This window comes from Maribacter sp. 2-571 (genome assembly GCF_050589625.1).
In the GTDB taxonomy this organism is placed as follows: domain Bacteria; phylum Bacteroidota; class Bacteroidia; order Flavobacteriales; family Flavobacteriaceae; genus Pelagihabitans.
In genome coordinates this window covers 153365-178589 of the sequence record NZ_JBNGOP010000004.1, presented here as the reverse complement: position 1 = coordinate 178589, position 25225 = coordinate 153365, and the positions used below count along the sequence as shown (strand labels likewise).

Here is a 25225-nt window from a genome sequence, read left to right as displayed (position 1 = left end):
AATTAAAATACCCAGCTTTGCAGTGTTAAATTAAAAATCGTTTTATCATGGACATACAACGGAATCTAAAATTTACCACCGAACACGTACGGACCGAGCCAAGGACCAGCCCCCTTGTAAAGTTTGAAGGAACGGAACTGATCGAAAACTTTCGCATTTTTCTGACAGTACTTTTTTTTATCGGTTACTTCGCCGCCTTACTTTTTAGTTGTATCACCTACAATCCAATGTTTTGGAGTTTGGTAAAAGTAGGTGTCATTTGCGGTCTGGTCGGTTTTATAGCCTTTCATTCAAACAAATCAGTCATATTAAAAACAAACAACAAATGAAAACCTTAACAGCAGTAGCCCACAAAGTACAATTGGTAGATGGTGTTTTCACCGCAACGGAAGCAAAAGATGTGGTCAATTCCTTGATCAACGAAAAAGTCAATTTTCACAAAATCCAGCGCCTTGCCATGTGCGAAGGGGATTGCGATAGCGACACCAGTTACGATGATGGCCGCGTAGCGCAATTGCTACAGGAAAAAGAAAATTTTAAGGAAGTGTACCAAGAGGCGAAACTTTCTGGTAAAAAAGTGCGCATCAGCGGCGTTCTGACCGTTGACATCATCGACTAACCGCATTCACGTAACAATCAATGGATATACAGCTCTTAGGGGATAACCTGACCAACCCTGCCCTATTGTTCTTTATTCTTGGACTAATAGCATCGCAACTCAGGAGCGATCTGGAAATCCCTAAGAACTCGTCCAAATTCATATCCCTGTACCTCTTGCTGGCCATTGGCTTTAAAGGTGGTCAGGAATTGGCGCACAGTACCTTCAACGCCGATATTCTATGGGCCGTGGTACTCGGGCTGTTACTGGCCTTACTGGTTCCATTGTACACCTATTTCATTCTAAGGCTCCGGTTCAGTGTGGAAAACGCCGGCGCCATTGCCGCGGCTTACGGTTCGGTAAGCGCGGTCACTTTTGTTACGGCCATTAGTTTCCTGGAAATGGAGCAAATCGATTTTGGCGGCCACATGGTTGCGGTAATGGCCTTAATGGAAGCGCCCTCGATAATCGTAGGGGTATTGTTAATGCGTATTTACTCGAATGGAAAACGCTCTACCCGCGAACTCTTGGGCCTAGTAAAGCACGCACTCACCAATGGAAGCGTGTTGTTGATATTGGGCAGTTTGGTTATCGGTTTTATGGCCAACGATGAACAGGCCGCAGGTATCAAACCTTTTACGACAGATATTTTTAAAGGATTTTTAGCAGTGTTCCTGTTGGATATGGGCATCACTAGCGGTAAAAAAATCGGTTCGCTTATCAAAAAAGGATGGTTCGCGCTACTTTTCGCCATTTTAGTACCCTTGATTAACGGAATTGCCATTGCCAAACTTTCCGGTAGTTTCTTGAGCGGTGACGGCGACCGCTTTTTGTTGGCCATATTGGCCGCAAGTGCCTCATATATTGCCGTACCCGCGGCCATGCGTATCGCGGCACCCAAAGCAAATCCAAGTTTGTACTTGCCCATGGCCCTTGCCATTACCTTTCCTTTCAACATCACCTTAGGAATGCCGATATACCTGTATGTTATCCAGCATTTGTAAGTGTTGTTCAGGTTGTCGTTGTTTTTGTTTGTTGGTTAAAGTGATCTAAAAAAATTCCAAAACCAATTTTCGACACAACAGCATTTACGGTTCCTGCTGCTTTCGTTTTAAAAAATTCGCATTATCTTTTGACGAATTAGCGCAAAAACAGCATGAAGCTTGGTTTTAAACATATTTGGCCGGTATTGCTTTTGGTAGGATGCGGTCCAAAAATTACTTCTTCAAAAGTTTGGCAGGGACAACGGAAGGCGGCTATATGCCTTACCTATGATGATGGGATGCAATCACATTTGGACGTGGCCATTCCCCAATTGGACCGTCTTGGCTTACGGGGAACGTTTTATCTGAACACCGTAAAAGAAAGAGATAACATACTTGGCTGGAAAGCAGCCGCAAGAGCTGGACATGAATTGGGAAACCATAGTCTTTTCCACCCGTGCCCAAATTCCTTTGGTTGGCCTAAAGAACTCACTACCGAAAACTATACCGTAGCGGATATTTTAAAGGAAATTGAAGCGGTGAACCATCTTCTTAAGAACTTGGATCCGAACCGAAAGCGCTTTTCCTATGCATATCCCTGCAATAACACTGAGGTTGGTTCAAAATCTTATATTGTACCCCTTAAAAAATCAGGGCTCATACAATACGCAAGAGGCGGTGGCAAAACACCGATCGTAACTACTGATTTTGACAATTTAAATCGCATGCACGTGTATTCTTGGGCCGTTCCCGAAGGCACAACCGCAGCGGCCCTTATTGCCTTTGCGCAAAAGGCAAAACAAGATGGCGGCCTCGCCGTATTTCAGTTCCATGGCGTGGATGGGGAATGGATAAAAGTATCGGGGGAAGCGCACGAAAAATTACTTGAATTTCTTTCGGACAACGCTTCGGAATATTGGGTGGCACCATTTTCAGAAATTATGGACCATTTGTACAGGTAACCACGGTTTGCGCTACATGGCTCCAATAAAAAACCTAGATAGTCCTAAACCCAGCTCATAGTTCCGTTCCTATTTGCATCTCATTGATGAAATCTTCCGAATAAATGTTCTTGATCGAACTCTTTTCTGAATGGCTTTTGGTTGTTTAAAAATCCGCACGCACTCCTAAAAACGGGCAGTCAAAAAATAGGATTGTGCTTGGGGTACTACGGCCCACTAAGCCATAACAGCCACCAAAATCGGACAACCCATCAACGCTTTAAGGTAAAATGTCCTTTAAAGGTTTCCCCATCGGTATTTTCGAAAAGGAACCAATAATCCGAATCGGGCAACGGAGTTCCCCGATAAGTACCGTTCCACCCTTGCTCTTGGGCGAGCAGCCGTGCGACCAGCTTTCCATACCTATCGAATATCGCTACGGTCGACTCTGGAAAATGCTCACCTGCCCTTATTTTCCAAAAATCGTTGTGGCCGTCGGCGTTGGGCGTAAAAAACTTTTGGTATCCCAAGGCAACAACTTCCTTCATCATTCCCCCACAACCATTTTTGGCCCTAACATGTACCGGATACTTGCCCGGTTCAACTTTTAAAACGGGACTGTCCTGAAATACATTACCATCTATGGAATATTGAAAATCTTCAGGGTTGTCTACATTAACGATGATGGACAGATCATCGGTAAAATGGTTGACGGTAGTGGAAAAATCGTCCAGAACCGTTGCCGGAACAACATCAAAATAAATCGTATTGGAACAGTTGGTATCCCCAGTGGTATCCGTTACGGTTAAACTGAAGATTCCAAAACGTGTAATGGTCAAACCGCGCGAATTGGAAATTTCCTCGTCCGTACCATCGCGCCAAGACCAGGTAGCAAAAGCACCCCCGTCCAGCTCCAACATTGGATTATCAGGGCAGAGAACATACCTCTGCTCCAAAAGCGGTTCGGGAATGGGAAACACGGTGATACCGACCTCGGAAACGGCATAGCAATTTTCCGACAACACATTGGTTACCCTGGCGAACAAACGTTCGTTGGGCACGGATGTCGCATATTCGGTTTTTAAAATCTCGCCCACATCGGTATTGGCTCCGGTTTCGTTGCGGTGGTAGGAAACTTCAAAAACCGTAGGGTCCTGCCCTTGCAACACTTGGTTGTCCAAAAGGGCCAAGTCAACAAAATATGTTCCGGTTCCATCAACATCACACAGGGCGTGTTCCGCTTCAAAAGCGGCCGCATTTTCATAAATGGTGATTACGGCATGCTCATCCTGAATTCGGGTATCGCGTTCCAAAGTTACACTTACATTATAGATTCCCGGGCTTTCATAAACATGACCCGGATTTGCAAGGTCCGATGTTTCGCCATCACCAAAATCCCAATAAAAACGAGTTTCCGGCTCAGCACCAATTACCGAAAAGGCAGTGGTATCCCCAAAACAAAATCCGTTTGCCTGTATGCCGGCATTAAAGTAAGAGGTGATGAACGGCGGTAGTCCAAAAGTACTGTGCCCTGTACCGAGCGAAACCGCATTGGCCATAAAACCACTATCCGCACCAGCTGCATCGGGGCGTTGGATGACCGCGAGTTGTTTTGCCCCAGCAACATAAATTTTACCATCTAGCGCCAATTGAAGCCCACCTGTGGTCTGTTCGGGTACGTTTAACGGAAAGACCGAGGCGGCCACATCAGGGGCATTGAGATCGAATTGATAAATATCTTCCTTAATAATGGAAGCGTAAAGATAGTTGGTTCTGGGCGAGAATTCCAGGCCGTAGAAATCCTTGATAGCGGATTGCATCAATACCTTTGGATTGGACACTTTTCCCGTAGCCGCATCAAAGTCGAGCAATTCCAGACCGACAAAGGAGTGACAAGCGGCTATTTTGCTCCCATCCGGCGATGTTTTAAGATAACCACGACTTTTAAACACATCTTCGTCCGAAGCGGGATAATCCAAACTGAAACCGACATTGCTGATCACCGGGTCGGTACTCACACCACTTGCCGTGACCAAATAGGCCAGATAGGCATTCGATCCCCAATCGTGCGCCAGTACCCAAATATCGCTACCATTACGGTGCATGACCGCGGTCAACTTTTCGGTTACCAAAGGCCGGAGCGCAACATTTTTCTTTACAACATCGCCCGTTCCACTGTTGGCGTTCATGTCGATCTCCGAGTAATAGAGGCCGTCCCTCAATTGAAAATAGGTAGTAAACACGATATACCGATCAGCGTTGTCCGGAACCGGTACAATAATTCCCGATTGGGTACTGGAGGAGTGCCCTTTTAGATCACTACCGTTGGGCATGGGCAAATGGTCTTGCCCCCATACGGTAACCCCATCGGTATAAAACAATAGGTTTCCCTCTTCATCGGACATTGTGGCGCAACCTTCGGCAGTAGATAATGCCCCGTCTTCAAGCACGACCGGACTTCCACTATTGAAATCCAAGCCTGCGTTGTCTCCAAAATACCATACGGCGGCCTGCTGTTGGGCCTGTAATTGTTGCAACAACACCGTAAAGAACAGTACGATATATACTCTTTTCAAAACACTAGTAGGTTAATGATAGGGCCGATTTGGGATTGGCAATATCTATGAGAACCAAACGCACAAAATATCGTTTAAGTACATTCCATACCTCCATTCTATACCGATCATACTGTTAAAGTTTTGTGTCACCGGCCCTTTGATAGCCTTTTCCGGACCGTTTCCGTCCGTCTTGGTTTCCGTTCCGCTCCGCAGTTATGGAAAGCTCGTGCCATTTAAACTTTGAAATGGCATAACTTCTGAACCCTAGGATAACATTCGTTACCTAGCTCGAAGCGGATTCTGAGTATCTTTATCAAAAAAAGTATGGATTTCATTCTAGACCCTTGGCCGTGGTATGTATCCGGCCCTTTGATTGCCATAGTGATGCTGCTGTTGGTTTTTTTTGGTAAGACATTCGGAATGTCGTCCAACCTGCGTACCCTTTGTGCTATGGGTGGTGCCGGCAAATATGCCGATTTCTTCGCCTTTGATTGGAAATCCCAAAAGTGGAACCTAACCGTGGTGGCGGGAGCGATTATCGGGGGTTTTGTTGCCGTGACATTTTTATCCGATCAAAAACCCATTGCCTTAAACCCCGAAACGGTTGCAGCTTTGAGCGAGTTGGGGTTTGAAAAGGCCGGTGCGGCGCTTTTGCCCGGCGAACTTTACGATTGGGATCAGGTTTGGAGCGTCAAGGGCATGTCCATTATTTTAATCGCTGGCTTTTTGGTAGGGTTTGGTACCCGCTATGCCGGAGGATGCACCTCGGGACATGCCATTACCGGGCTTAGCAATCTGCAGTTGCCTTCATTGATCGCGGTAATCGGTTTTTTTATTGGTGGGTTGTTGATGACCCATGTACTCTTCCCATTAATTTTTTAAGATGAAGTTTCTAAAATTTTTAAGTGTCGGTATATTGTTCGGTATCATCTTGGTGAAATCGGAAGCGGTATCGTGGTACCGTATTTATGAAATGTTCCGATTTGAAGCCCTGCACATGTATGGTATTATCGGGTCCGCAGTCGGTGTGGGTATGCTCGGGCTGTTCCTATTCAAACGAATGGGGGTCAAGGATGTGGCGGGAAACTCCATTGCACTTCCCCAGAAAAAGAAGTCCGTTATACGATACCTTGTGGGCGGCTCGTTATTCGGCCTGGGATGGGCGTTGGCGGGCGCATGCCCCGGTCCGATGTATGTTTTAATCGGTACCGGTAATTATAGTGTTGTGCTCTTAATATTTGCGGCACTGATCGGCACTTTTGCATACGGACTGGTGAAAGAAAAGTTACCGCATTAAAAAAGGGGCCATTTCCACGGCCCCTTCAGTAGTATTAAAACAAAAAACTTAGTACAAAAAGTTCAATGCCGTAATATCGTTGTTGTTGAACTCACCGTTAACACCGTCGTTAAAGCAGGCCAACATAATGGAATTCGGATCAAATCCGGATGGTGTTCCTGGAATCAAGATCGCTCCCACTCCTGCACTACCTTCGTTCACGTTGTCACCACAGCTTTGACGGCTAAAGTAATCCGTATGACGGAAACCGATAGAATGGCCCATTTCATGACAGATAACATGCTCGTTCACGTTGTTGGAGCTTCCGGAAAGCCCGTAAATTTGAATGAACTTAAAAGGATTTCCTCCTGAAGGAAAACCAGCCGACCCACCTGAAGACCCAGGATTGTTCACCGAATTGTCATAAATGACCATATCGGCGCTCGTAGAAGCCGCGAAAGTAAGGGTGAAACGGATGTTCAAGTTCAGTCTATTGTAGTTATTGACCGCCCATTGCAAACCGGTTCTTCCAGCGCTGCTCAAAGCAAATTGACCACCGGTATAACCGATAACGCTGATCGTCTTGGGCTGACTGACCAAATTGGTGGTGCGATACTGTTCGCCCCATATTTCCATTTCCCCATCCTTCAAATTCTGCATGGCCTGAATTTGTTCTGTACTGAAGAAAAGATCTTCGACCATAACACCCTCTTGCGAACTTCCATCGGGATATTCGTTAACAAAAGGTACCGCAGCTTTACCGTTCAGGTAAAAGCCATCTAGTTTTGCTACCAAATCATCACTTACGGCATCCGAAGAAGCCACATCGGATTCGGTGTTGTCCTTCTCACAGGATGCGACCAAAACGACGGATGACAAAGCAACCACTTTCATAAAGTTTCGTAATTTTCTCATTTTTTAATACGATTTATGTTAATAATATATTAATGTCCAAACCTTGTGCACCAAGTTAAGACACCGTTAAAATATTAACTTTTATCGATAAACCGCACTTTTTACTCAAAAAATCGACGAAATACTGCTGTTTTTGCCGATTTTTCCGCTATTTTGGGTTAACATTTTTTAAGATTTGGTTTCCTACAAAAAAACGATACGTTTTTGGTCGAAAAAAAGATAAAAACACCAGATTTTCTTTTGAAAACCGATACTTTTAAAAGGTGAATACCTGCTATGAAAAAGTGTTTTTGGTTTATGGCCCTTTTTGTCCAATGGTGTATTGGACAGCAAAAGATAGCTCCGATTTGGAGTTCTTTTGCCAGCGATAGCATCAATATGGAACAAAGCGTTTCTTCAAAAAATGGCCAAAAAACATTTTTGGTGCGTTTCGCACATCCAATCAAAAGAGAACACCTAAGGGACGAAGGTTATGTATTAAAACGCTTTTTGGACCCGTACCACGCCATTGTTTTCATCACCGATACAGCTATCCTAAAAAAGAAAAAAGGACTTTCCGCAGTACCCGCAAACGATTGGTGGAAAGTAGCGGACCGCCTTATCCAGGACATCGGCAATACCGATAGTGCTATACCCTATGTGACGACAACCGACAATGCGGAACGCACACTGGCGCTATTGGCCAAATTTCCGGATGTTACCATAGTACACCGTCATTTCAATACCATTTACTTCAAGGCAAGCACGGTTTCCTTTCTTTCAGAGCTTATGGCAGAACCGACTGTCCGCTATATCGGCAAGGAAACCCTTAAAACCGTCCCTGAAAGTACCGTAAGGGACTTGAACCCATCCATAAATAATATTCCAAAAATATACCGAGACCATCCCGAACTGAACGGCAATGGGATAACCGTTTCGGTAAAGGACAACAAGTTTCGCGAAGGGGATATCGACTTGATCGATAAACTCACCGACTCCCCTTTGATCGCCGAAACGGTGGACGATCATGCTACTGACATGGCGACCATTATCGCCGGCCTGGGCAATTCCTCGATCAAGGGCAAGGGAATCGCCCCTGGGGCAAAACTACAATCCTCGGACTTTTCCTTGGTATCGCCAGACCCTGAAACCAACCTATCGTCGGCCGGTATTTTTGTGCAAAACCATTCCTACGGTACGGCCATCGAAAACTTTTACGGCTCGGTAGCTGCCGCATACGACGACCACACCTATACCCATTCTGAAGAACTACATGTTTTTTCGGCCGGGAATGACGGACAGGAAATTCCAACGGACGGCCCCTATGCAGACCTAGGTACCTATGGTAACCTTACGGGAAACTTTAAAATGGCGAAAAACACCCTACTTGTAGGAGCTACCAATGAGGAAGGACAGGTGGTTTCGTTTTCGTCGAGCGGACCGACTTATGATGGTAGGATCAAACCGGACCTCGTGGCCTATAGCATTACCGGAACATCGAATGCTACGGCATTGACCTCTGGGGTAGCCGCGCTACTGCTCCAAGGGTATCAACAATGGTATGGCGAAACCCCGACCGCAGCCCTATTAAAAGCGGTATTGATCTCTACGGCCGACGACCTAAATTCCCCAGGCCCCGACCATCGTTCGGGCTACGGCGCGGTAAATGCGTATAAAGCACTGGAAAACATTAGATCGAACCGTTTTGTTACCGGTACAGTAGATGGGGGAACCGATCAAAATTTTACGATTACCGTGCCTCCCAATACCAAATTTTTAAAGGCGACCTTGGTATGGACGGATGCACCCGCGGAGGTCAATAGCAATAAGGCACTGGTGAACGATTTGGACCTTACCATTGTCGATGGCCAAAACAACACCTATATGCCATGGGTATTGCGTACCGACCCTTCCTTATCGGCACTCGAAACAGCAGCGACCACCGGGATTGACCGTCTGAACAATGTGGAACAAATCCTGATAACGGACCCGGCGCCCGGACAAATGAACCTTAGGGTATCGGGATTCGATATTTCTGGCGGCCCCCAAGCTTTTGCTATTGCCTATGAAGTACAAAACAATGATTTTTTCCAATGGAACTATCCCGTAAGCGGGGACAACCTGCCCTATGATGGGGAAACCCTAAGCTATCTCAGATGGGAAAACAGCTTCGACCAAGAGTCTGGAATACTGGAAGTAAGCTATAGCAACGGAGTCGATTGGGAAACGATTGCGGAGGAGGCATCATTGGAAGAAGGTTTTCTCCTATGGTCCCCGCCAGAGGGATTGAGTGCCACCGGTATCCTTAAAATGACCATTGGCACCAGGGAATACCTCTCCGATTCCTTTCAAATTTCCAGGGCTCCGACCATTAATGTTGCCTTGGATTGTAGGGACGCTGTGGAAATTACCTGGAACGCGCAAGAACAGGACGACGCGTACGAAGTCTATAATTTGAACGGAGCCGATCTTGAGCTCTTATCTACCCTAAGGGACACGGCATTGGTCGTTAGCGTGCAGGAAATCGCATCGCCCTATTTTTCGATAAAACCCGTATTGAACGACGGAAGTTCGGGCATACGCAGCGAAACGATCGATTACCGCACCTTCGGTGGCCCTTGTTATGACGCTTCACTGATCGCCAATAAAAGCGAGGATGGTACCGGAGCAGCGCTTTCTATTGCCCTTAGCAGCCTTTATCAGGTAGCTACCGTGGCCATTGAGCGGCAACAAGGGGATGCCTTTGTCGAAATCGGAACGCTCGAAACCTTGGACGCCCGGGATACGACATACTTCGACCCCATGCCCAATGAAGGCCTCAACCGTTATCGCATACGTATCGATCTTACCGATGGCACCGCTTTCTTTTCAGGGGAAGCCGATCTCGTTTTTTTAAGGACCAATCCCTTTATAGCCTTACCGAACCCCATAAGCACGGGGATTACCGTCTATTCCGCTGATATTCCTGCAGATGAAGTATGGATAGAAATTTATGACCTGACCGGAAAACAGGTATTCCGAAAAACGATAACGGAGGAACAGGAATTTGTGGTCTTGGATCAACTACGAACCGGAATGTACTTGATCAAACTGTTCACTTCAAGGGGAAGGACCAGTGCCCAACTGGTTTATAAAAACTGATACCAACTACCTAAGTAGATGATATAAATAGTTCTCGCGTAATGCGAATACAGTTGTCAATTATAAAAAAGAAGCTGGATAGTCGTATTACACGATTTCGGCACTGAGGCCTGCTTGGAGCAAACGGCTGCAACGTGGTTTCAAATCATCGTATTCCCCCGTTTTAACCGTGCATTTTCCATTATAATGTACAATTAGGGAACACTGTTCGGCCTGTTCCGGGGAGTGTTCACATACGGCGATCAATGTTTCGATTACATGGTCAAAGGTGTTGACCTCATCATTGAAGAGTACGATCTCATTTTGTTTGACGGTCTCCTCCTCCAATAATACATCCTCTTGGTACTTTTCTTTGTAACCCATAACAATAACTTTAACGTTATACCTGTGGTTTCAAGATTAAATATAACCTTCTGAACTGAAAAAAAAACGCTTTCCGGTTTTTTTAACAGAATCATTTTGCGCTTAGGAATGTCAGTCCAGCGAGAAATACCGTGGGAAATTTCAGCACATAAGCACCAACATGTCAACTCTTTAGACCATAATACCATTTCTGATGTTAGTTTGCCCCTTAACACTTGTTCTTTTTCGCCTAAACAAAAAATCCCTGGTTTCTATTTGCGTATGCTAACATCAGAAATAGCATAATGGGCCGCGACCCAATTATTTTTTTCACGATTTGACCGATACTCGAGCCCCGATAGTGACGCACGTTCGTTCACCAAGGGTAGGTCTTCTTCAAAAAAACCGCTCAGGAAAAGCTGTCCCCCCGGGCGCAAAGCCCCGGCATAGGAAGGAATATCGCTCAGTAAAATATTACGGTTGATATTTGCCAAGATGAGGTCGTACTTCTTTTCACCGATCAAAGCCACATCCCCCTCAAAAACCTGTATATGGGAGCAGCCATTACGATCTACATTCTCTTTTGCGTTTAAAAAACACCAATGGTCGATGTCTATCGCATCGACCGATTTTGCTCCTTTCATGGCTGCTAGAATGGCGAGCACCCCGGTTCCGCTACCCATATCCAAAACCGCTTTTTCTTGCATATCGTTGGCCAAAATATACGCCAGCATCATATGGGTGGTCTCATGGTGACCGGTACCAAAACTCATTTTAGGCATGATCACAATGTCGTATTCCACATCCACCTTGTCATGAAAGGGGGCGCGCACCACACAGGTATCGTCTACGCTAATAGGTTCAAAATGTCGCTCCCAGTTTGCGTTCCAATTCTCCTGTTGAATTTCACGTTTGGAATGGGAAAATTCGAAATCGGTATTCGACAGTATAGAAATTTTTTGAAGTACATCGGGGTCCCAGTCTTCTTTTTGGATATATGCCAGTACCCCATCTTCGTTTTCCACAAAACTTTCAAAACCCTCCTCGCCCAGCTCCGCAATCAAAATATCGCATGCGGGCTGTAAAGGGTTTACGTTAAAAACATACTCTACATAAACCGTATCCGTATCTGCCATCAAAAAAATAAAAGGTTGTCTATATTGCCTTGATAATGGCGATAAAATCATCGGCTACCAGTGAGGCGCCCCCGATCAAACCACCGTCCACATCGGGTTTGGAGAAAATTTCATTGGCATTGCCAGGCTTTACACTACCACCATACAATATGGATACATTACCGGCAACATTGGCGTCGTAACGATCGGTAATCGTTTTTCGGATAAAGGCGTGCATTTCTTGCGCCTGCTCCGGTGAAGCCGTTTCCCCGGTGCCGATGGCCCATACCGGTTCGTAAGCCAGAACAATATTTTTCCATGCCGAAGCATCCAAGGAGAACAGCGCATTTTTTAGCTGGTCGGCCACCACGTTAAAATGGTTCCCGGATTTTCTATCTTCCAATTCTTCCCCAAAACAAAACATGGTACGAATGTTCTTTTCTAGGGCAAAAGCTACTTTTTTAGCCAAAATAGCATCGGTTTCCCCAAAATAGGCCCTACGTTCGGAATGACCGATGATGGCGGTATCCACACCAATATCCAACAACATATCTGCGGAAATCTCGCCGGTATATGCACCGCTTTCTGCAAAATGCATGTTTTGGGCAATGACCGCTATAATGGAATCATCAAGATACCGGACAGCTTCACCCAGATTTACGTAAGGTGGGGCGACCATTACTTCGGCATTCGTATCGGGCAGTTTTGCCGATAACTCCGCCAACAAGGCTTCGGTCTCGGTCCTATTTTTATTCATCTTCCAGTTTCCTGCTACTATTTTACTTCTCATTATAATGACTGTTTATTTTCGTGATTACGTTATACGTGTTTCTATTGCTATTCTTTAAATTCCAGTTCGTCCAAATCATTGAAATGCACTTTTTGGACTATAGTGCCCTTTTCCAACACCAATACTCCCGGATTGGAACGTACTATTGTTTTTAAAGCCGTTTCATCGGTAAAATAAAAATCGAATCCGAGTCCGTAATCGTTGATCAAGGGTCCGGTAAGTGCATCGTTGGAGGCGGACATACCGATGACCTGATAGCCTTTTTCCAAGGCAGTATCGGTAACGGTCTTGATTTCCGAATACACATTGCGTTCCGTTTTGGCCACATCATAGGCGATGACCATTACCAACTTTGGCGCGACCAACAGGGTATCGGTAAAATCGGTTCCGTTCCGTTCCAATGTAAAATCATGTATCGGTGGTTCATATCCCTTCTGCACTTCCGTAGTTTCAACATCGATGAACTCCCCTTCTACATTTGGGTAATCGCCCTGTGTTACGATAACCTCTTCCTTGCCATCAATTTTAAACTTCCAGGCATAATCAAAGATGGCCGCCGGTGCCCCTTCGGGGACGTTCATTCCATCTTTAATGTTGGCCCCTATCTTATATGGTCTGAAATCGATTACGGGAAGGTGCCGCAGCACATATCTTGCATATAGCGCACTGATCACCAAAGCCGCGACGGTAATGATACGCTTGGCATTGGAACCGACGATCGGTTTAATGAAGGCCCTTCCCTTGAAAAGTATCAGGATGAGCACCAATAAAATCACATCTTTGATAAAGGACTGCCAAGGGGTCAGCTTTAACGCATCGCCAAAGCAACCACAATCGGTAACCTTATTGAAATAAGCGGAATAAAAGGTGAGAAAGGTAAAGCCCAAAATCATTGCCAAAAGGCTCCACACCGTAAATTTTATACGAAACCCTACCAAGAGCATTACCCCCAATAGCACCTCGAGTATGACGACAAAAATAGAAATATACAGCGCATAAGGTTCGAAGAAGGGCAAATCGAGCACGCCCGGGCTAAAATACTCTTCCAATTTAAAAGAGAAGCCTACGGGATCGTTCAGTTTTATAAATCCGCTTACGATAAATAACACCCCTACTAAAACCCTGCTTATGGAAACCAAATATTTCATCATTTGCTCAACTTCCTTTTAAATATTTTCCGCACATTATGTTTGTCATGTTCCAAAAAATGGTCTGCTACAACTGACCGCGTTATTCCGGTTCGGCCCCTAAATGGATCATGGCGAAAACGGCATAGTTCACCATGTCCTGATAGTTGGCATCGATACCCTCACTGACCAACGTTTTCCCCTTATTGTCCTCTATTTGTTTGACCCGTAATATTTTTTGTAAAATAAGATCGGTAAGCGAACTCACGCGCATGTCCCTCCAAGCTTCGCCATAATCGTGATTTTTATTTTCCATCAACCGTTTTGTTTCATGGGTGTGGGCATCGAACAGCGCCAAAGCTTCGGAGACCGAAAGATCGGGCTGGTCGGCAACACCCTTCTTCAGCTGAACCAATGCCATAATGGAGTAGTTGATGATTCCGATAAACTCGGAACGCTCCCCTTCGTCCACTTTGCGCACCTGATTTTCCTGCAAACCTCGAATACGTTGCGCTTTGATAAAAATTTGATCCGTTAACGAGGGAAGTCGAAGAATTCTCCAAGCACTGCCATAGTCGCTCATTTTCTTTTCGAATAGCGCGCGACACGTTTGAATAACGTGGTCGTATTGTTCGGAGGTTTGCTGCATCGTAATCGCTCTAATTTGCGTAAATTTCGTTCAAAATTTTGAATTCTTGGACTTCGGCGGTCGTAAACCCCGAGTTTGAAGGCAAATCTCGTGTTTTAAACTTGTTTTGTCAAACGATACCCTTGCGAATATGACCTTAAACTGTAAAGGCACCCTGATCGACCTCGCCGTTCCTAAAATAATGGGAATCCTAAACGTTACTCCCGACTCATTTTACGACGGTGGCCGATACTCGGATAATGAGGGCGTATTGGCACAGGTAACCAAAATGTTGGATGAGGGCGCCACGTTTATCGACCTGGGCGCTTATAGCTCACGCCCCGGAGCGCAAGCGGTATCCGAAACGGAGGAATTGCAACGTATTTTACCGATAGTACGGCTGTTGTTGGACCATTTTCCAAAAATAACATTGTCCATAGACACCTTTAGGAGCAGCGTGGCCGCCGAATGTATAGCCGCCGGTGCCGCCATGATCAACGATATTTCCGCCGGAACAAGGGATACGGAAATGCTGGCTACCGTAGCACGTTTGCGGGTACCCTATATTATGATGCATATGCGGGGAACTGCGAAGACCATGCAGGAACAGACCGGCTATAGCGATCTGCTTACGGACATCCTATTCTATTTTTCAGAGCGGATTGCCGCGGCAAGGACGCTCGGAATTCATGACATTGTAGTAGATCCCGGTTTTGGTTTTGCCAAAACCCTGGAGCAAAATTACGAGCTGTTGTCGCACCTTGACGCTTTCAAAGCCCTGGAACTTCCAATTTTGGTGGGGCTTAGCAGAAAATCGATGATCTATAAAGCGTTGGGCACCACTGCGGAAAACGCCCTGAACGGGTCTACCGTTTTGCATACCTATGCCTTGCAAAAGGGCGCACAAATACTTCGGGTACACGACGTTAAGGAGGCAATGGAGGCCATCACACTTTCACAGCTTTTAGCTTAAGTTCACGTCCATTACCATGATTTTCGACCTCCCGACACCGGTAGTTCGGATACCATCGATTTTGGTACGTCTATTTTTCATAATTTTACCAAAACGGCGAAAGGGAATTGGATTTTTTGAATTTTATCGAATTTAAGATAACGGATGTCCTTGATATTATTCTGGTCGCCATTCTTCTTTACTATATCTACAAATTGGTCCGCGGCTCCGTGGCCATCAACATCTTTATCGGAATCGTTATTGTTTGGACCTTTTGGAAACTGACCGAATTGTTGGGTATGGAAATGATCAGTAGTATGGTCGGTGCCTTTATGCAAGTTGGCCTGATTGCCCTGATCATTGTATTTCAACAGGAAATACGTAAGTTTTTGCTGATGATCGGTTCGACCAATTTTGCGAACAAACGAAACTTTATAAAACATTTTAAGTTTTTAAGACAGGAAGGGTTGACCACCAGTTTGGATGTGAACGCCATTTTAGGGGCGTGCGAAAACATGGCCAGTTCCAAAACGGGAGCCCTTTTGGTATTTGCCCGAAACAACTCCTTGGACTTTGTTAAATCGACGGGGGATATTATGTACTCCGAGGTAAACCAACCGATCTTGGAGAGCATCTTTTATAAAAACAGTCCCCTCCATGATGGCGCTGTAGTAATAGAAAACAATTATATCGTAGCGACGAGGGTAATACTGCCCGTTTCCAATGAACGTGGTATTCCGCTGCGCTTCGGGTTACGGCATCGTGCAGCGGTGGGCATTACGGACAAGACCGATGCGATCGCACTGGTAGTCAGTGAGGAAACGGGAAACATCTCCTACATTAAAAACGGCGCCTTTGTCCCTTTTAAGGATACCGAAAGCCTTTCCAACATGCTAAAAGAGGATTTGGTTTAAAGAAACTCATCAGGTCCAATATTACTTAGAAGCTACTTTAGTGAATTACCAAACTTGATATGGCTACCTATCATCAAGCAACCTCGTCGGCCAAAAATTGGGCCTCGTAGAGGGTGTTATAGTAGCCACCTTTTTTCAGAAGTTCTTTATGGGTTCCGGTCTCCACAATTTTACCGGCATCCATCACCAAAATCTTATCCGCCTTTTTAATGGTCGCCAACCGGTGTGCAATAATAATGGAGGTACGGCCCTCTGTAATTTTTTCCGTTGCCTTTTGTATGAGCTGCTCGGAATAGGTATCTACGGATGACGTGGCCTCGTCCAACACCAAAATACTCGGATCGCTGACATAGGCCCTTAAAAAAGCGATCAACTGTCGCTGTCCGCTCGATAGCATGGTTCCACGCTCCTTTACGTTATAGGTATACCCTCCGGGAAGACTTTCGATAAACTCGTGCACTCCGATCTGTTTTGCCGCCGCCTCGATTTGCTGTAGGGACACCTCCGCGTCCTTTAAAGAGATATTGTTGGCAATGGTATCGGCAAAAAGAAAAACATCTTGCAAAACCACCGCGATATGTGAGCGTAAGTTGGACAAGGTGTATTCCTTTATGGAAACGCCATCCACCGAAATGGTACCGGAATTTATTTCATAAAAACGGTTCAAAAGGTTAATGATGGTCGATTTACCGGCCCCTGTGGACCCGACAATGGCCACGGTCTCCCCTGCTTTCACATCGAAAGAAATACCGTGCAACACCTCCTCGTCCGCCAAATAGCCAAAGTGGACATCCTTAAAAGAGATTTCCCCTTGTACCTGTTCCCGTTCCGTTGCTCCAGAATCGGCAATACGGCTGTCGGTATCCAAAATGGCAAATACGCGATTGGCCGCGACCATGCCCATCTGTAGGGTATTGAACTTATCGGCAATCTGCCGTAGCGGCCTAAAAAGAAGTTCTATCAAAAATAGAAAGGAAACAATGGTACCGATGGTGTCGGGTACAACGCTGTTCAAATCCTGTAATACGCCAAAATACACCACCAAACCTACCGCTATGGCAGAGACAATTTCGGCAATCGGAAAAAAAATGGAATTGTACCATACCGTTTTTAACCAAGCGTTCTGATGTTTCTCGTTGATCTTCCTGAATTTTTCTTTCTCGATTTCCTCACGTGTGAACAACTGTACTATTTTCATGCCCGTTATACGCTCTTGCACAAAAGAGTTTAAATTGGATACCTGGGCACGCACTTCGATAAACGCGATTTTCATTGCTTTTTGAAACAATCGGGTAGCATATAGGATGATCGGCAACAGGGCAAAGACCAATAAAGCCAATCTCCAGTTAAGATATAACATCACTATTGCTGCCGTTAGCATTTTCAATAAATCGGCAACGATCACAAAAAAGCCTTGACTAAAAATTTCCCCGATGCGCTGCATATCGGCCACTGCCCTGGTGACCAAAACCCCAATGGACGAGTTATCAAAATACTGCATTCGAAAACCCATCATCTTTTGGAAAAGGGCCACACGTATATCCTTGATCACCGATTGCCCTAGCCAATTGGCATAATAGTTAAAGCCCAACTGACTGATCACCTGCCCCAATAACACTCCCAGCATGGTCAATGTAAGGGTCAACAACTTGTCGGCATCGTTCGGTTTTATGGCCTCGTTTACGATCTTTCCGGCAAAAGAAGCCGTCAATACGGCAAAAACGGACAACAGTACAGCGGCAAGGGCCACCCCATAAAACGTTGTGCGATACGGTCTTGTATGCGCGATCAACCGCTTGAACAAGTTGTAATCAAATGCCTTCCCCGAATTATTTTCCATTGAACTCATTTAGACTTTTTTAATTGGCTAAAAAATTGTCCTTTACAGCCCTGTTTTTGCCTTTTTTTCCTCTCGTAGCCCTGCTATGAAACTCAAAAAAGTCTTCAACAGGCCTTTAAATCACTAATTTTCGCTTCAATCCAAAAAGTCTAAATGAGTTCATTACTTAAATAGCTCCTGTGGATATAAAACCCTGGTTAAATATAATCCTTTTGCCGGTACCGAAGGGCCCGCCATGGCCCGGTCCTTACTGGCGATGACCGCATGTAGCGCCTCTGGTAATTTTTTACCCGTTCCGATGTCCAATAAGGTGCCCACGATCGCCCGCACCATGTTCCTTAGAAATCGATCCGCCGTAATCGAAAAGACCAATCGGTCCCCCACAACTTGCCATTGTGCCGAACGGATATCGCAGCGATAGGTTTTTACATCGGTGTTGGATTTGGAAAAACATTCGAAATCGTCATACTCCAATAATAGGGATGCCGCACGGTTCATCGCCGCTACGTCCAATGGCATTTTTACATAATGTGCCAGACCCGTTAAAAAAGGATTTTTTTGCTGTGTCACCCAATATTCATAACCCCGTTCCACCGCATGAAAACGTGCGTGGGCCGTATCGGAAACCTCAAAAATTTCCTCGACGGCAATACCCTCGGGCAAAAATGCATTCAAACGATGCGTCAATTCAGATCGTTCGGCGATACCATCACTGTCAAAATGGGCAAACATGGTCTTTGCATGTACTCCTGCGTCCGTTCGACCGGCACCAACCAAGTTTATGGCATTCCCCAACAGCTTGGAAAAGGCATCTTCCATTACCGATTGCACGGTAATGGCATTCGGTTGTTTTTGCCACCCGTGGTACGCGGTTCCCATATATGAAAACTGAACAAAATATCTCAAGGAAGAAAAGTAGGATTCACGAATGCAAAGATACACATTAGCGGAAACAAGCCTGCTTAAAAAGTGGCACGGGAATCGGAAAGCCGTTATAATCGTGTTAAACCTTAAGAGTACATAGGCTCGATCACTAAAAGGAAATGTGCAACGAAAGGATAAAAACTAAAGCATTATTTTTAATCGGGAAATTTTCACTGGCCGTTCCTATTTTATAGCTTAGCGGACCGAACAATAGCAATCGTACGTGACCAAAATTCTGCTTTTATCGGATACCCATTCCCATATGGACGATAGCATACTAAAATATGCTGCCCAGGCAGATGAAATTTGGCATGCGGGGGATATCGGCAGTTTATCCGTTACCGATACCCTGGCAAAGATCAAACCGCTGCGCGCGGTATACGGCAATATCGACAACACGGCCATTCAGCAGGAATTTCCGTTGAACGATCGTTTTTTTTGCGAGGAGGTATCGGTGTTTATGACGCATATCGGTGGCTATCCCCCAAAATACAATGCGCGTACCCGGAACGAGATCAAAAATGACCCTCCACAATTGTTTATCTGTGGGCATTCCCATATTTTAAAAGTGATGATGGACAAAAAACTGCAGGTGTTGCATATGAATCCCGGAGCTTGTGGAAAACATGGTTTTCATCATGTGCGGACCATGCTACGTTTCGAAATCGATGGAAAAGACATTAAAAACCTAGAGGTCGTGGAATTGGGGAAACGATAACCTTATTCAGGAACCATCTTTTTCTCCTTATTTTCGTAAACCGACAAAACGCATAACAATCCTTTTAATCAAGCTCAAAATGACCTTTGCACAACGAATGGCGACCATGATCGCCTTGATCTTACAGTTTCAATTTACGGCGATTGCCCAAGTATCCATTTCCCTGGACAGACCCGATGGAATCTTTTCGGTGGGGGAAACAGTCCATTGGACCATTACCCTAGATAAGGATGCAAAATTAGACTCCCTTACCTATTCTTTAAAGCTTGGCGGGCTCACGGTCGTTTCCGAGGGGGCCCTACCCACAAAAGGCAACAAGGCACGGTTGCAACATCAATTTACCGCCCCTGGTGCCATTTTACTCGAACTCGACTGGGTAACTGCGAACGGGTCGCATAACGAACAGCTGAGCGGGGCCATTGCCGACCCCGACAAAATAGCGCTCTCAAGCGAACGCCCGGCCGATTTTGATGCCTTTTGGGACAAGCAGATCGAACTACTAAAGGCCATCCCCAAAAACACCCAGATACAACACCGTCATTTGCCGGAAAATCCGAATATCGAATATGCCCATATTCAGATGAAAAACATTAACAAAAGTTGGATCCGTGGCCAAATGGCAAAACCAAAGGACAACAAAAAACTTCCCGCGCTGTTGATCGTGCAATGGGCAGGGGTATATCCATTACAACCCGAATGGGCCATCGACAAGGCCAAAGAGGGTTGGTTGGTACTCAACATCAACCCCCATGACCTGCCTATCGACCGGGAGCAGCATTTTTATACCGAAAAAAAAGAAGGTTTTCTAAAAGATTACCCCTCCATTGATAATGAGAGTAGGGAACAGAGCTACTTTTTACGCATGTACCTTTCTTGTTTCCGTGCCGCCGAATACTTGACCGAACATCCCGATTGGGACGGAGAGACCTTGGTCGTCATGGGAACGAGCCAGGGAGGCCTGCAGGCCGTGGTTACGGCGGGACTGCATCCTAAGATAACCGCCTCCATGGCTTTGGTACCCGCAGGTTTTGATACTATGGGCCCCACGATCGGCAGAAAGGGCGGTTGGCCACATTGGTATACCAATACCGAAGGAAAAGACAAGGAAAAAGTATGGGCTACCAGTCGGTATTATGATGTGGCCAATTTTGTACCCAATATCAAATGTCCCATGTTGATGGGAATCGGACTTCTCGACCAAACTTGCCCGCCGGAGGGTATTTATGCCGGTATCAACCAATTGAAAGAGTATCGAGAAGTGTTGTTGTTGCCCCGTTCGGAACACCAATCCAAAGAAGGTTCCCAGGACGCCTACACCCAAAAATTGGAAACGGTTTGGTTACCTGCCCTTAGGGAGGGAACGTTCTCCGTTAAAGATTGAATAAAGCGGTCGGACGGCACCCTTACCGTGGTATGCTCCGAGTATGGCATTACTATGCAGAGTACCTTGCGTATGGTACAAAAAAAGCCCAGGGAACAACCCCTGGGCTCACGCACTAATACTACTAAGATGTAAGGTTTATCGCAAACGATCCACAGATTTTACAAGATCCTCATCCTTTTTAATGTTCCTGTTGGCCAGGACCAAAAAAACGATAGAAATAATAGGAATCAGCATCCCAATACCCTTCTCCGAAACCAAGGTTTCTCCAGATAAGTTTAGCGATCGGTAAACGAAAAATCCTAGTAAAAAAAGATTTAATATCATATTCAATCTGTTTATCACAAATTGATTTTTTCTATTCTTGAACAACAAGATAGCCACAAGGGCCAAAACGGCGATTACATAGAACGAAATGGAAATCAACATTTCATTGCTTGCATAAATTTCCGTACCGCTAGCATCGGACCAAAGGTGCAACCAAAAGGGCAAAACGCCCGCAATGATCAGTACCAAGAGTAAATATACGGTTTGAATTCTCTGCAACATGGACTATTAACGTTTTAAGCATCGCAAAAGTACAGGTCTTTTTAAAAATATTCATTTAATGTTGAAAATAATTTGTATTATTGTTGCGTTAAGACAAAGCACTTACCCTCTGGGATTTCATTCCCCAGTTTATCCAATTAACAGAAGACTTCAACAATTTTCAACACACGTACTAATTTACACATACTTTAATGTTTGAAATTTCAGATTTAAAAGCTAAAAAGCTACCTGAACTTCAGGAAATAGCATCCGGATTAAAAGTTCCCAAATACAAATCCCTCAAAAAACTGGACCTTGTTTATCAAATTTTAGATGTGCAAGCGGCCGACCCCAAAAAAGTAGCCGAAGTGGCCCCAGCCAAAAAGCAACCGGAAGCCACCGAAACAAAAAAACCGGCCCCGGCAAAGCCCAAGGTAAAAAGGGAACGGGTGGATAAAAACAGGCCGAATCCGAAACCCCGTGCGGAACAGGACAAAAAGTCACAAAAAACGGAATCGAACAACGATACCAAAGAAAAGACCGAAGTTAAAAAACCGGAACACAACGCCCCTCGAAAAGAACAGCACAAACCCCAAAGCAAAAATAGGCCCCAACGGCCCCAAAAGCAGCAAAATTACGATAAGAGTAATTTTGACAAAGATTTGCGCAACCGTTATAAGGAACCCGAATTTGAATTCGATAGCATTATTGAAAGTGAAGGCGTTCTGGATATCATGCAGGACGGATACGGCTTTCTACGTTCTTCGGATTACAACTACCTTTCCTCTCCCGATGATATTTATGTTTCCCAATCGCAGATCCGTCTGTTCGGTCTAAAAACCGGTGATACGGTGTTGGGAAATGTGCGCCCACCAAAAGAAGGTGAAAAGTATTTTCCCCTGATCAAGGTAAACAAGATCAATGGAATAGACCCGCAGGTCGTTCGCGATCGGGTGTCCTTTGAACATTTGACACCGCTTTTCCCTCAGGAAAAATTTAATATTGCCGAACGGCAGAGCAGTATCTCTACCCGTGTCATGGATTTGTTTTCCCCAATCGGTAAAGGACAACGTGGTATGATCGTATCGCAACCCAAAACAGGGAAGACAATGTTGTTGAAAGACATTGCCAACGCAATAGCCGCCAACCACCCAGAGGTTTATCAGATCATTTTGCTGATCGACGAACGTCCCGAAGAGGTAACGGATATGCAGCGTAATGTACGTGGCGAAGTAGTAGCTTCTACCTTCGACAAGGAGGCAGTGGAACACGTTAGGGTCGCAAACATTGTTTTGGAAAAAGCGAAAAGACTGGTGGAATGTGGCCATGATGTGGTCATCCTGCTCGATTCCATAACCCGATTGGCACGTGCGTATAACACCGTACAACCCGCATCTGGAAAGGTGTTGAGTGGTGGTGTCGACGCCAACGCGCTTCACAAACCAAAACGATTCTTTGGAGCCGCCCGTAATATCGAAAACGGCGGATCGTTATCCATCATCGCTACCGCATTGACCGAAACCGGATCCAAAATGGACGAAGTTATTTTTGAAGAATTCAAAGGTACCGGTAACATGGAGTTGCAGTTGGATCGAAAAATTTCGAACCGAAGGATATTCCCTGCCATCGACCTTACTTCTTCGAGCACGCGAAGAGACGACCTATTATTGGACGAAAGTACGATTCAACGCATGTGGATCTTGCGCAAGTATTTGGCGGACATGAATCCCGTGGAAGCTATGGAATTCATTGAACAACGCATCAAACAGACCCGTAATAACGAAGAGTTTTTAATGACCATGAGTCAATAGACGCCATCAGGCGAAATACATACTTTAAATCCCGAGCTCCAATTTTGGTGTTCGGGATTTATTGTTTTCAGGAATAATTACTTTTTTAAGTACTGTTATCCTTAAAATAAATATCTTTATCGTGCAGAGATGCGCTCTTCCCCCTAGTTGAGAAACATTAATCTTATTTTAACCTCTAAAAACCAGAACCATGAAAAACCGTGGAAATGCTGTAGCACCGCTTATGTTACTGCTGCTAATCGGGCTGGGAAGTTGCCAGCCAAAAACCGAAGAACCCAAAGAAGAAAAACCTGTTCCCCCGCCAGGGCAAATTATCACTATTGCCAATGCCAAGGGCTATTACGACAACTATTCCGAACGTAGGGTGCCGCTCATCCAGCGGTATGAAGATTCCATAAACCGAGGAGCAGGTAAAGAACGTGATCAAGAGCAATATGAAAAAGACCCTAAGAAAGGTGCCGACAAGGGAGCGCTCAAAAGCATGCAACGTTCCGAAGCCTACGAAAAATTCGATGTCGCCCGGTACGTGTATTATGATTACAAGACCATAAAGGACTATATCACTTTTATCGAGCAACAGGCGACCGCGGCAAAAGTAGATATCTCAACGCTACGGTTCTATTTTTCAAACTATCCGGACAATGAAAAATTTGTACACCCCAGGCAAAACTCGATTATGATTTCACCGGCTTTAAAAAAGGGAGACCGAGAGTTTCTGTTTTATATCGATGATGCCGATCCAAACGATTTGAGGCCCGTGTTGCTAAAAGACGATTTCAGCCCTACAAACACGACCATAGGGAAATCAAAGAGCGAAAGCACCAAAGCGTACGCCTCTTTTTTACCGAGCCTCGCTCCAAATCCGGTTTCGCCGAATCCCTATTTCAACGGGCAGAGCCTCACCTTAAATAGGGCCAATGGGGTTCCACCTCCAAAAAACGATTGAACGAACCAGAACGATTTCCGACCTACCATAATGAAAACTGACCGAATTGGATTTTATTAAGGAAAATTACATTCTATTCGTTTATTTGATTACGGTAGTGTTATCCATCGTGCGGTACAAATTATACTTTGATACGCCCCTAAAATATCTACCCATACTTTTTTCCTATACGCTATTGATGGAAATTTTAGGGGCGTTGATACGGGATTTCGAAAACTTTCAATTGATCTATCAAGAGGAATACGAAGCATACAATAGCATAATCTATAATATTTTTGACGTCGTTTGGTACGGCTATTTTTTTAGGATTTTTTGGTTGACGGTAAAATCAGAAAAGGCAAAAAAAATTATAGTGTGGGGAACGGTGGCTTTGGTTATTGCAAGTCTCGTAAATCCCTTTATTCAAAATGTAATGATCAGGCCTCAGAATTTTGCCATCGTTATCGGTTCCTGTTTACTGGTATATTGTTCCGTTCAATATATAATCGAGGTCAAAAAGGGCAGTTCAAAAGTTTTAAAAAGCAGAAACCTTTTATTTTGGCTTGGTGCGGGGAATATCATTTTTCATTCGTTCTACCCCTGGGCAATGCTGCTTTTGGAATATGATTACAACACCTACCGAACGGCAAATTTATATTCTTGGCATATGGCCGCCCTTTCCATGATGTACGCCTGTTTTATCCTAGGATACCTAAAAATGGCCTCTATGAATCGATTTATGAAGATGGACGGTCGTTGATGGTTAATAATTCCATGAGCGTTCCTGAAAAAATGTGTTGAACGTTTTCTTGGTCCACTTGCGGAGCCTATATTAGATC

23 protein-coding genes are annotated in these 25225 nt (G+C 45.0%); 13 read left to right on the top strand and 10 right to left on the bottom strand.

The genetic code is table 11. The features are described 5' to 3' along the window. Positions 1 to 325: 325 nt before the first annotated feature. The 3 genes from ACRD7P_RS04690 (at position 326) to ACRD7P_RS04680 (ending at position 2543) form a co-directional block, all read left to right on the top strand. Positions 326 to 619 carry a hypothetical protein gene (locus ACRD7P_RS04690; protein ID WP_430906349.1) on the top strand — a complete coding sequence of 98 codons (294 nt, stop codon included), beginning with the start codon at positions 326 to 328 and terminating at the stop codon, positions 617 to 619. A 20-nt stretch (positions 620 to 639) separates the two neighbouring features. After that, on the top strand, positions 640 to 1602 hold the full coding sequence (locus ACRD7P_RS04685; protein WP_430906348.1) for a sodium-dependent bicarbonate transport family permease: 963 nt from the start codon (positions 640 to 642) through the stop codon (positions 1600 to 1602). A gap of 152 nt (positions 1603 to 1754) precedes the next feature. Then, entirely contained in the window at positions 1755 to 2543 is a 789-nt protein-coding gene (locus ACRD7P_RS04680; protein ID WP_430906347.1) for a polysaccharide deacetylase family protein, read from the top strand. 251 nt (positions 2544 to 2794) lie between these two features. Here ACRD7P_RS04680 and ACRD7P_RS04675 read toward each other — a convergent pair whose 3' ends face one another. Beyond that, positions 2795 to 5098 carry a T9SS type B sorting domain-containing protein gene (locus tag ACRD7P_RS04675; RefSeq protein WP_430906346.1) on the bottom strand — a complete coding sequence of 768 codons (2304 nt, stop codon included), beginning with the start codon at positions 5096 to 5098 and terminating at the stop codon, positions 2795 to 2797. Positions 5099 to 5404: 306 nt separating this feature from the next. On the opposite strand from ACRD7P_RS04675, the gene ACRD7P_RS04670 reads away from it, so the two are divergent. Together ACRD7P_RS04670 and ACRD7P_RS04665 are read left to right on the top strand one after the other, a co-directional pair. Continuing rightward, complete coding sequence (locus ACRD7P_RS04670; protein ID WP_430906345.1) at positions 5405 to 5962, top strand: YeeE/YedE family protein; 558 nt, start codon at positions 5405 to 5407, stop codon at positions 5960 to 5962. Position 5963: 1 nt separating this feature from the next. Then, entirely contained in the window at positions 5964 to 6377 is a 414-nt protein-coding gene (locus tag ACRD7P_RS04665) for a DUF6691 family protein (RefSeq protein ID WP_430906344.1), read from the top strand. Between the two features lie 48 nt (positions 6378 to 6425). Here ACRD7P_RS04665 and ACRD7P_RS04660 read toward each other — a convergent pair whose 3' ends face one another. Beyond that, positions 6426 to 7271, bottom strand: a complete 846-nt coding sequence (locus ACRD7P_RS04660) for a M57 family metalloprotease (protein ID WP_430906343.1) — start codon at positions 7269 to 7271, stop codon at positions 6426 to 6428. Between the two features lie 276 nt (positions 7272 to 7547). On the opposite strand from ACRD7P_RS04660, the gene ACRD7P_RS04655 reads away from it, so the two are divergent. Beyond that, entirely contained in the window at positions 7548 to 10391 is a 2844-nt protein-coding gene (locus ACRD7P_RS04655) for a S8 family serine peptidase (RefSeq protein ID WP_430906342.1), read from the top strand. A gap of 87 nt (positions 10392 to 10478) precedes the next feature. Here the strand turns inward: ACRD7P_RS04655 and ACRD7P_RS04650 are convergent, their stop codons facing one another. From ACRD7P_RS04650 to ACRD7P_RS04630, 5 genes are all read right to left on the bottom strand, one after another. Next, on the bottom strand, positions 10479 to 10754 hold the full coding sequence (locus ACRD7P_RS04650) for an ATP-dependent Clp protease adaptor ClpS (RefSeq protein ID WP_430906341.1): 276 nt from the start codon (positions 10752 to 10754) through the stop codon (positions 10479 to 10481). A gap of 251 nt (positions 10755 to 11005) precedes the next feature. Beyond that, positions 11006 to 11869: a 50S ribosomal protein L11 methyltransferase gene (prmA, locus tag ACRD7P_RS04645; protein WP_430906340.1), complete on the bottom strand. Its 864-nt coding sequence runs from the start codon at positions 11867 to 11869 to the stop codon at positions 11006 to 11008. Positions 11870 to 11888: 19 nt separating this feature from the next. Beyond that, complete coding sequence (gene tpiA / locus ACRD7P_RS04640; RefSeq protein ID WP_430906339.1) at positions 11889 to 12638, bottom strand: triose-phosphate isomerase; 750 nt, start codon at positions 12636 to 12638, stop codon at positions 11889 to 11891. Positions 12639 to 12685: 47 nt separating this feature from the next. Then, the gene (locus ACRD7P_RS04635; RefSeq protein WP_430906439.1) at positions 12686 to 13786 is read right to left on the bottom strand and encodes a BT_3928 family protein; all 1101 of its coding nucleotides are present in this window, start codon (positions 13784 to 13786) and stop codon (positions 12686 to 12688) included. Between the two features lie 82 nt (positions 13787 to 13868). Further along, positions 13869 to 14414 carry a DUF1599 domain-containing protein gene (locus tag ACRD7P_RS04630; protein ID WP_430906337.1) on the bottom strand — a complete coding sequence of 182 codons (546 nt, stop codon included), beginning with the start codon at positions 14412 to 14414 and terminating at the stop codon, positions 13869 to 13871. Positions 14415 to 14544: 130 nt separating this feature from the next. Between ACRD7P_RS04630 and folP the strand changes: the two genes are divergently transcribed. Both folP and ACRD7P_RS04620 read left to right on the top strand, forming a co-directional pair. Beyond that, positions 14545 to 15366 carry a dihydropteroate synthase gene (gene folP / locus ACRD7P_RS04625; RefSeq protein WP_430906336.1) on the top strand — a complete coding sequence of 274 codons (822 nt, stop codon included), beginning with the start codon at positions 14545 to 14547 and terminating at the stop codon, positions 15364 to 15366. Between the two features lie 107 nt (positions 15367 to 15473). Continuing rightward, complete coding sequence (locus ACRD7P_RS04620; protein ID WP_430906335.1) at positions 15474 to 16259, top strand: diadenylate cyclase; 786 nt, start codon at positions 15474 to 15476, stop codon at positions 16257 to 16259. A gap of 73 nt (positions 16260 to 16332) precedes the next feature. Here ACRD7P_RS04620 and ACRD7P_RS04615 read toward each other — a convergent pair whose 3' ends face one another. Next, a complete protein-coding gene (locus ACRD7P_RS04615; RefSeq protein ID WP_430906438.1) occupies positions 16333 to 18099 on the bottom strand; it encodes an ABC transporter ATP-binding protein in 1767 nt (588 codons plus the stop codon). 162 nt (positions 18100 to 18261) lie between these two features. Then, positions 18262 to 19005, bottom strand: coding sequence for a tRNA pseudouridine(38-40) synthase TruA (gene truA / locus ACRD7P_RS04610; protein WP_430906334.1), 744 nt, complete (start codon positions 19003 to 19005; stop codon positions 18262 to 18264). A gap of 241 nt (positions 19006 to 19246) precedes the next feature. Between truA and ACRD7P_RS04605 the strand changes: the two genes are divergently transcribed. Both ACRD7P_RS04605 and ACRD7P_RS04600 read left to right on the top strand, forming a co-directional pair. Continuing rightward, a complete protein-coding gene (locus ACRD7P_RS04605; protein WP_430906333.1) occupies positions 19247 to 19741 on the top strand; it encodes a metallophosphoesterase family protein in 495 nt (164 codons plus the stop codon). Between the two features lie 79 nt (positions 19742 to 19820). After that, complete coding sequence (locus ACRD7P_RS04600) at positions 19821 to 21122, top strand: acetylxylan esterase (protein WP_430906332.1); 1302 nt, start codon at positions 19821 to 19823, stop codon at positions 21120 to 21122. Between the two features lie 138 nt (positions 21123 to 21260). Here ACRD7P_RS04600 and ACRD7P_RS04595 read toward each other — a convergent pair whose 3' ends face one another. Beyond that, positions 21261 to 21671 carry a DUF4293 domain-containing protein gene (locus ACRD7P_RS04595; protein WP_430906331.1) on the bottom strand — a complete coding sequence of 137 codons (411 nt, stop codon included), beginning with the start codon at positions 21669 to 21671 and terminating at the stop codon, positions 21261 to 21263. Between the two features lie 191 nt (positions 21672 to 21862). Here ACRD7P_RS04595 and rho point away from each other — a divergent pair, with 191 nt between their 5' ends. From rho to ACRD7P_RS04580, 3 genes are all read left to right on the top strand, one after another. Then, positions 21863 to 23461, top strand: coding sequence for a transcription termination factor Rho (rho, locus tag ACRD7P_RS04590; RefSeq protein WP_430906330.1), 1599 nt, complete (start codon positions 21863 to 21865; stop codon positions 23459 to 23461). A 190-nt stretch (positions 23462 to 23651) separates the two neighbouring features. Further along, on the top strand, positions 23652 to 24407 hold the full coding sequence (locus ACRD7P_RS04585; RefSeq protein WP_430906329.1) for a hypothetical protein: 756 nt from the start codon (positions 23652 to 23654) through the stop codon (positions 24405 to 24407). A gap of 46 nt (positions 24408 to 24453) precedes the next feature. Next, entirely contained in the window at positions 24454 to 25146 is a 693-nt protein-coding gene (locus tag ACRD7P_RS04580; protein WP_430906328.1) for a hypothetical protein, read from the top strand. The last annotated feature ends 79 nt before the right edge of the window (positions 25147 to 25225 follow it).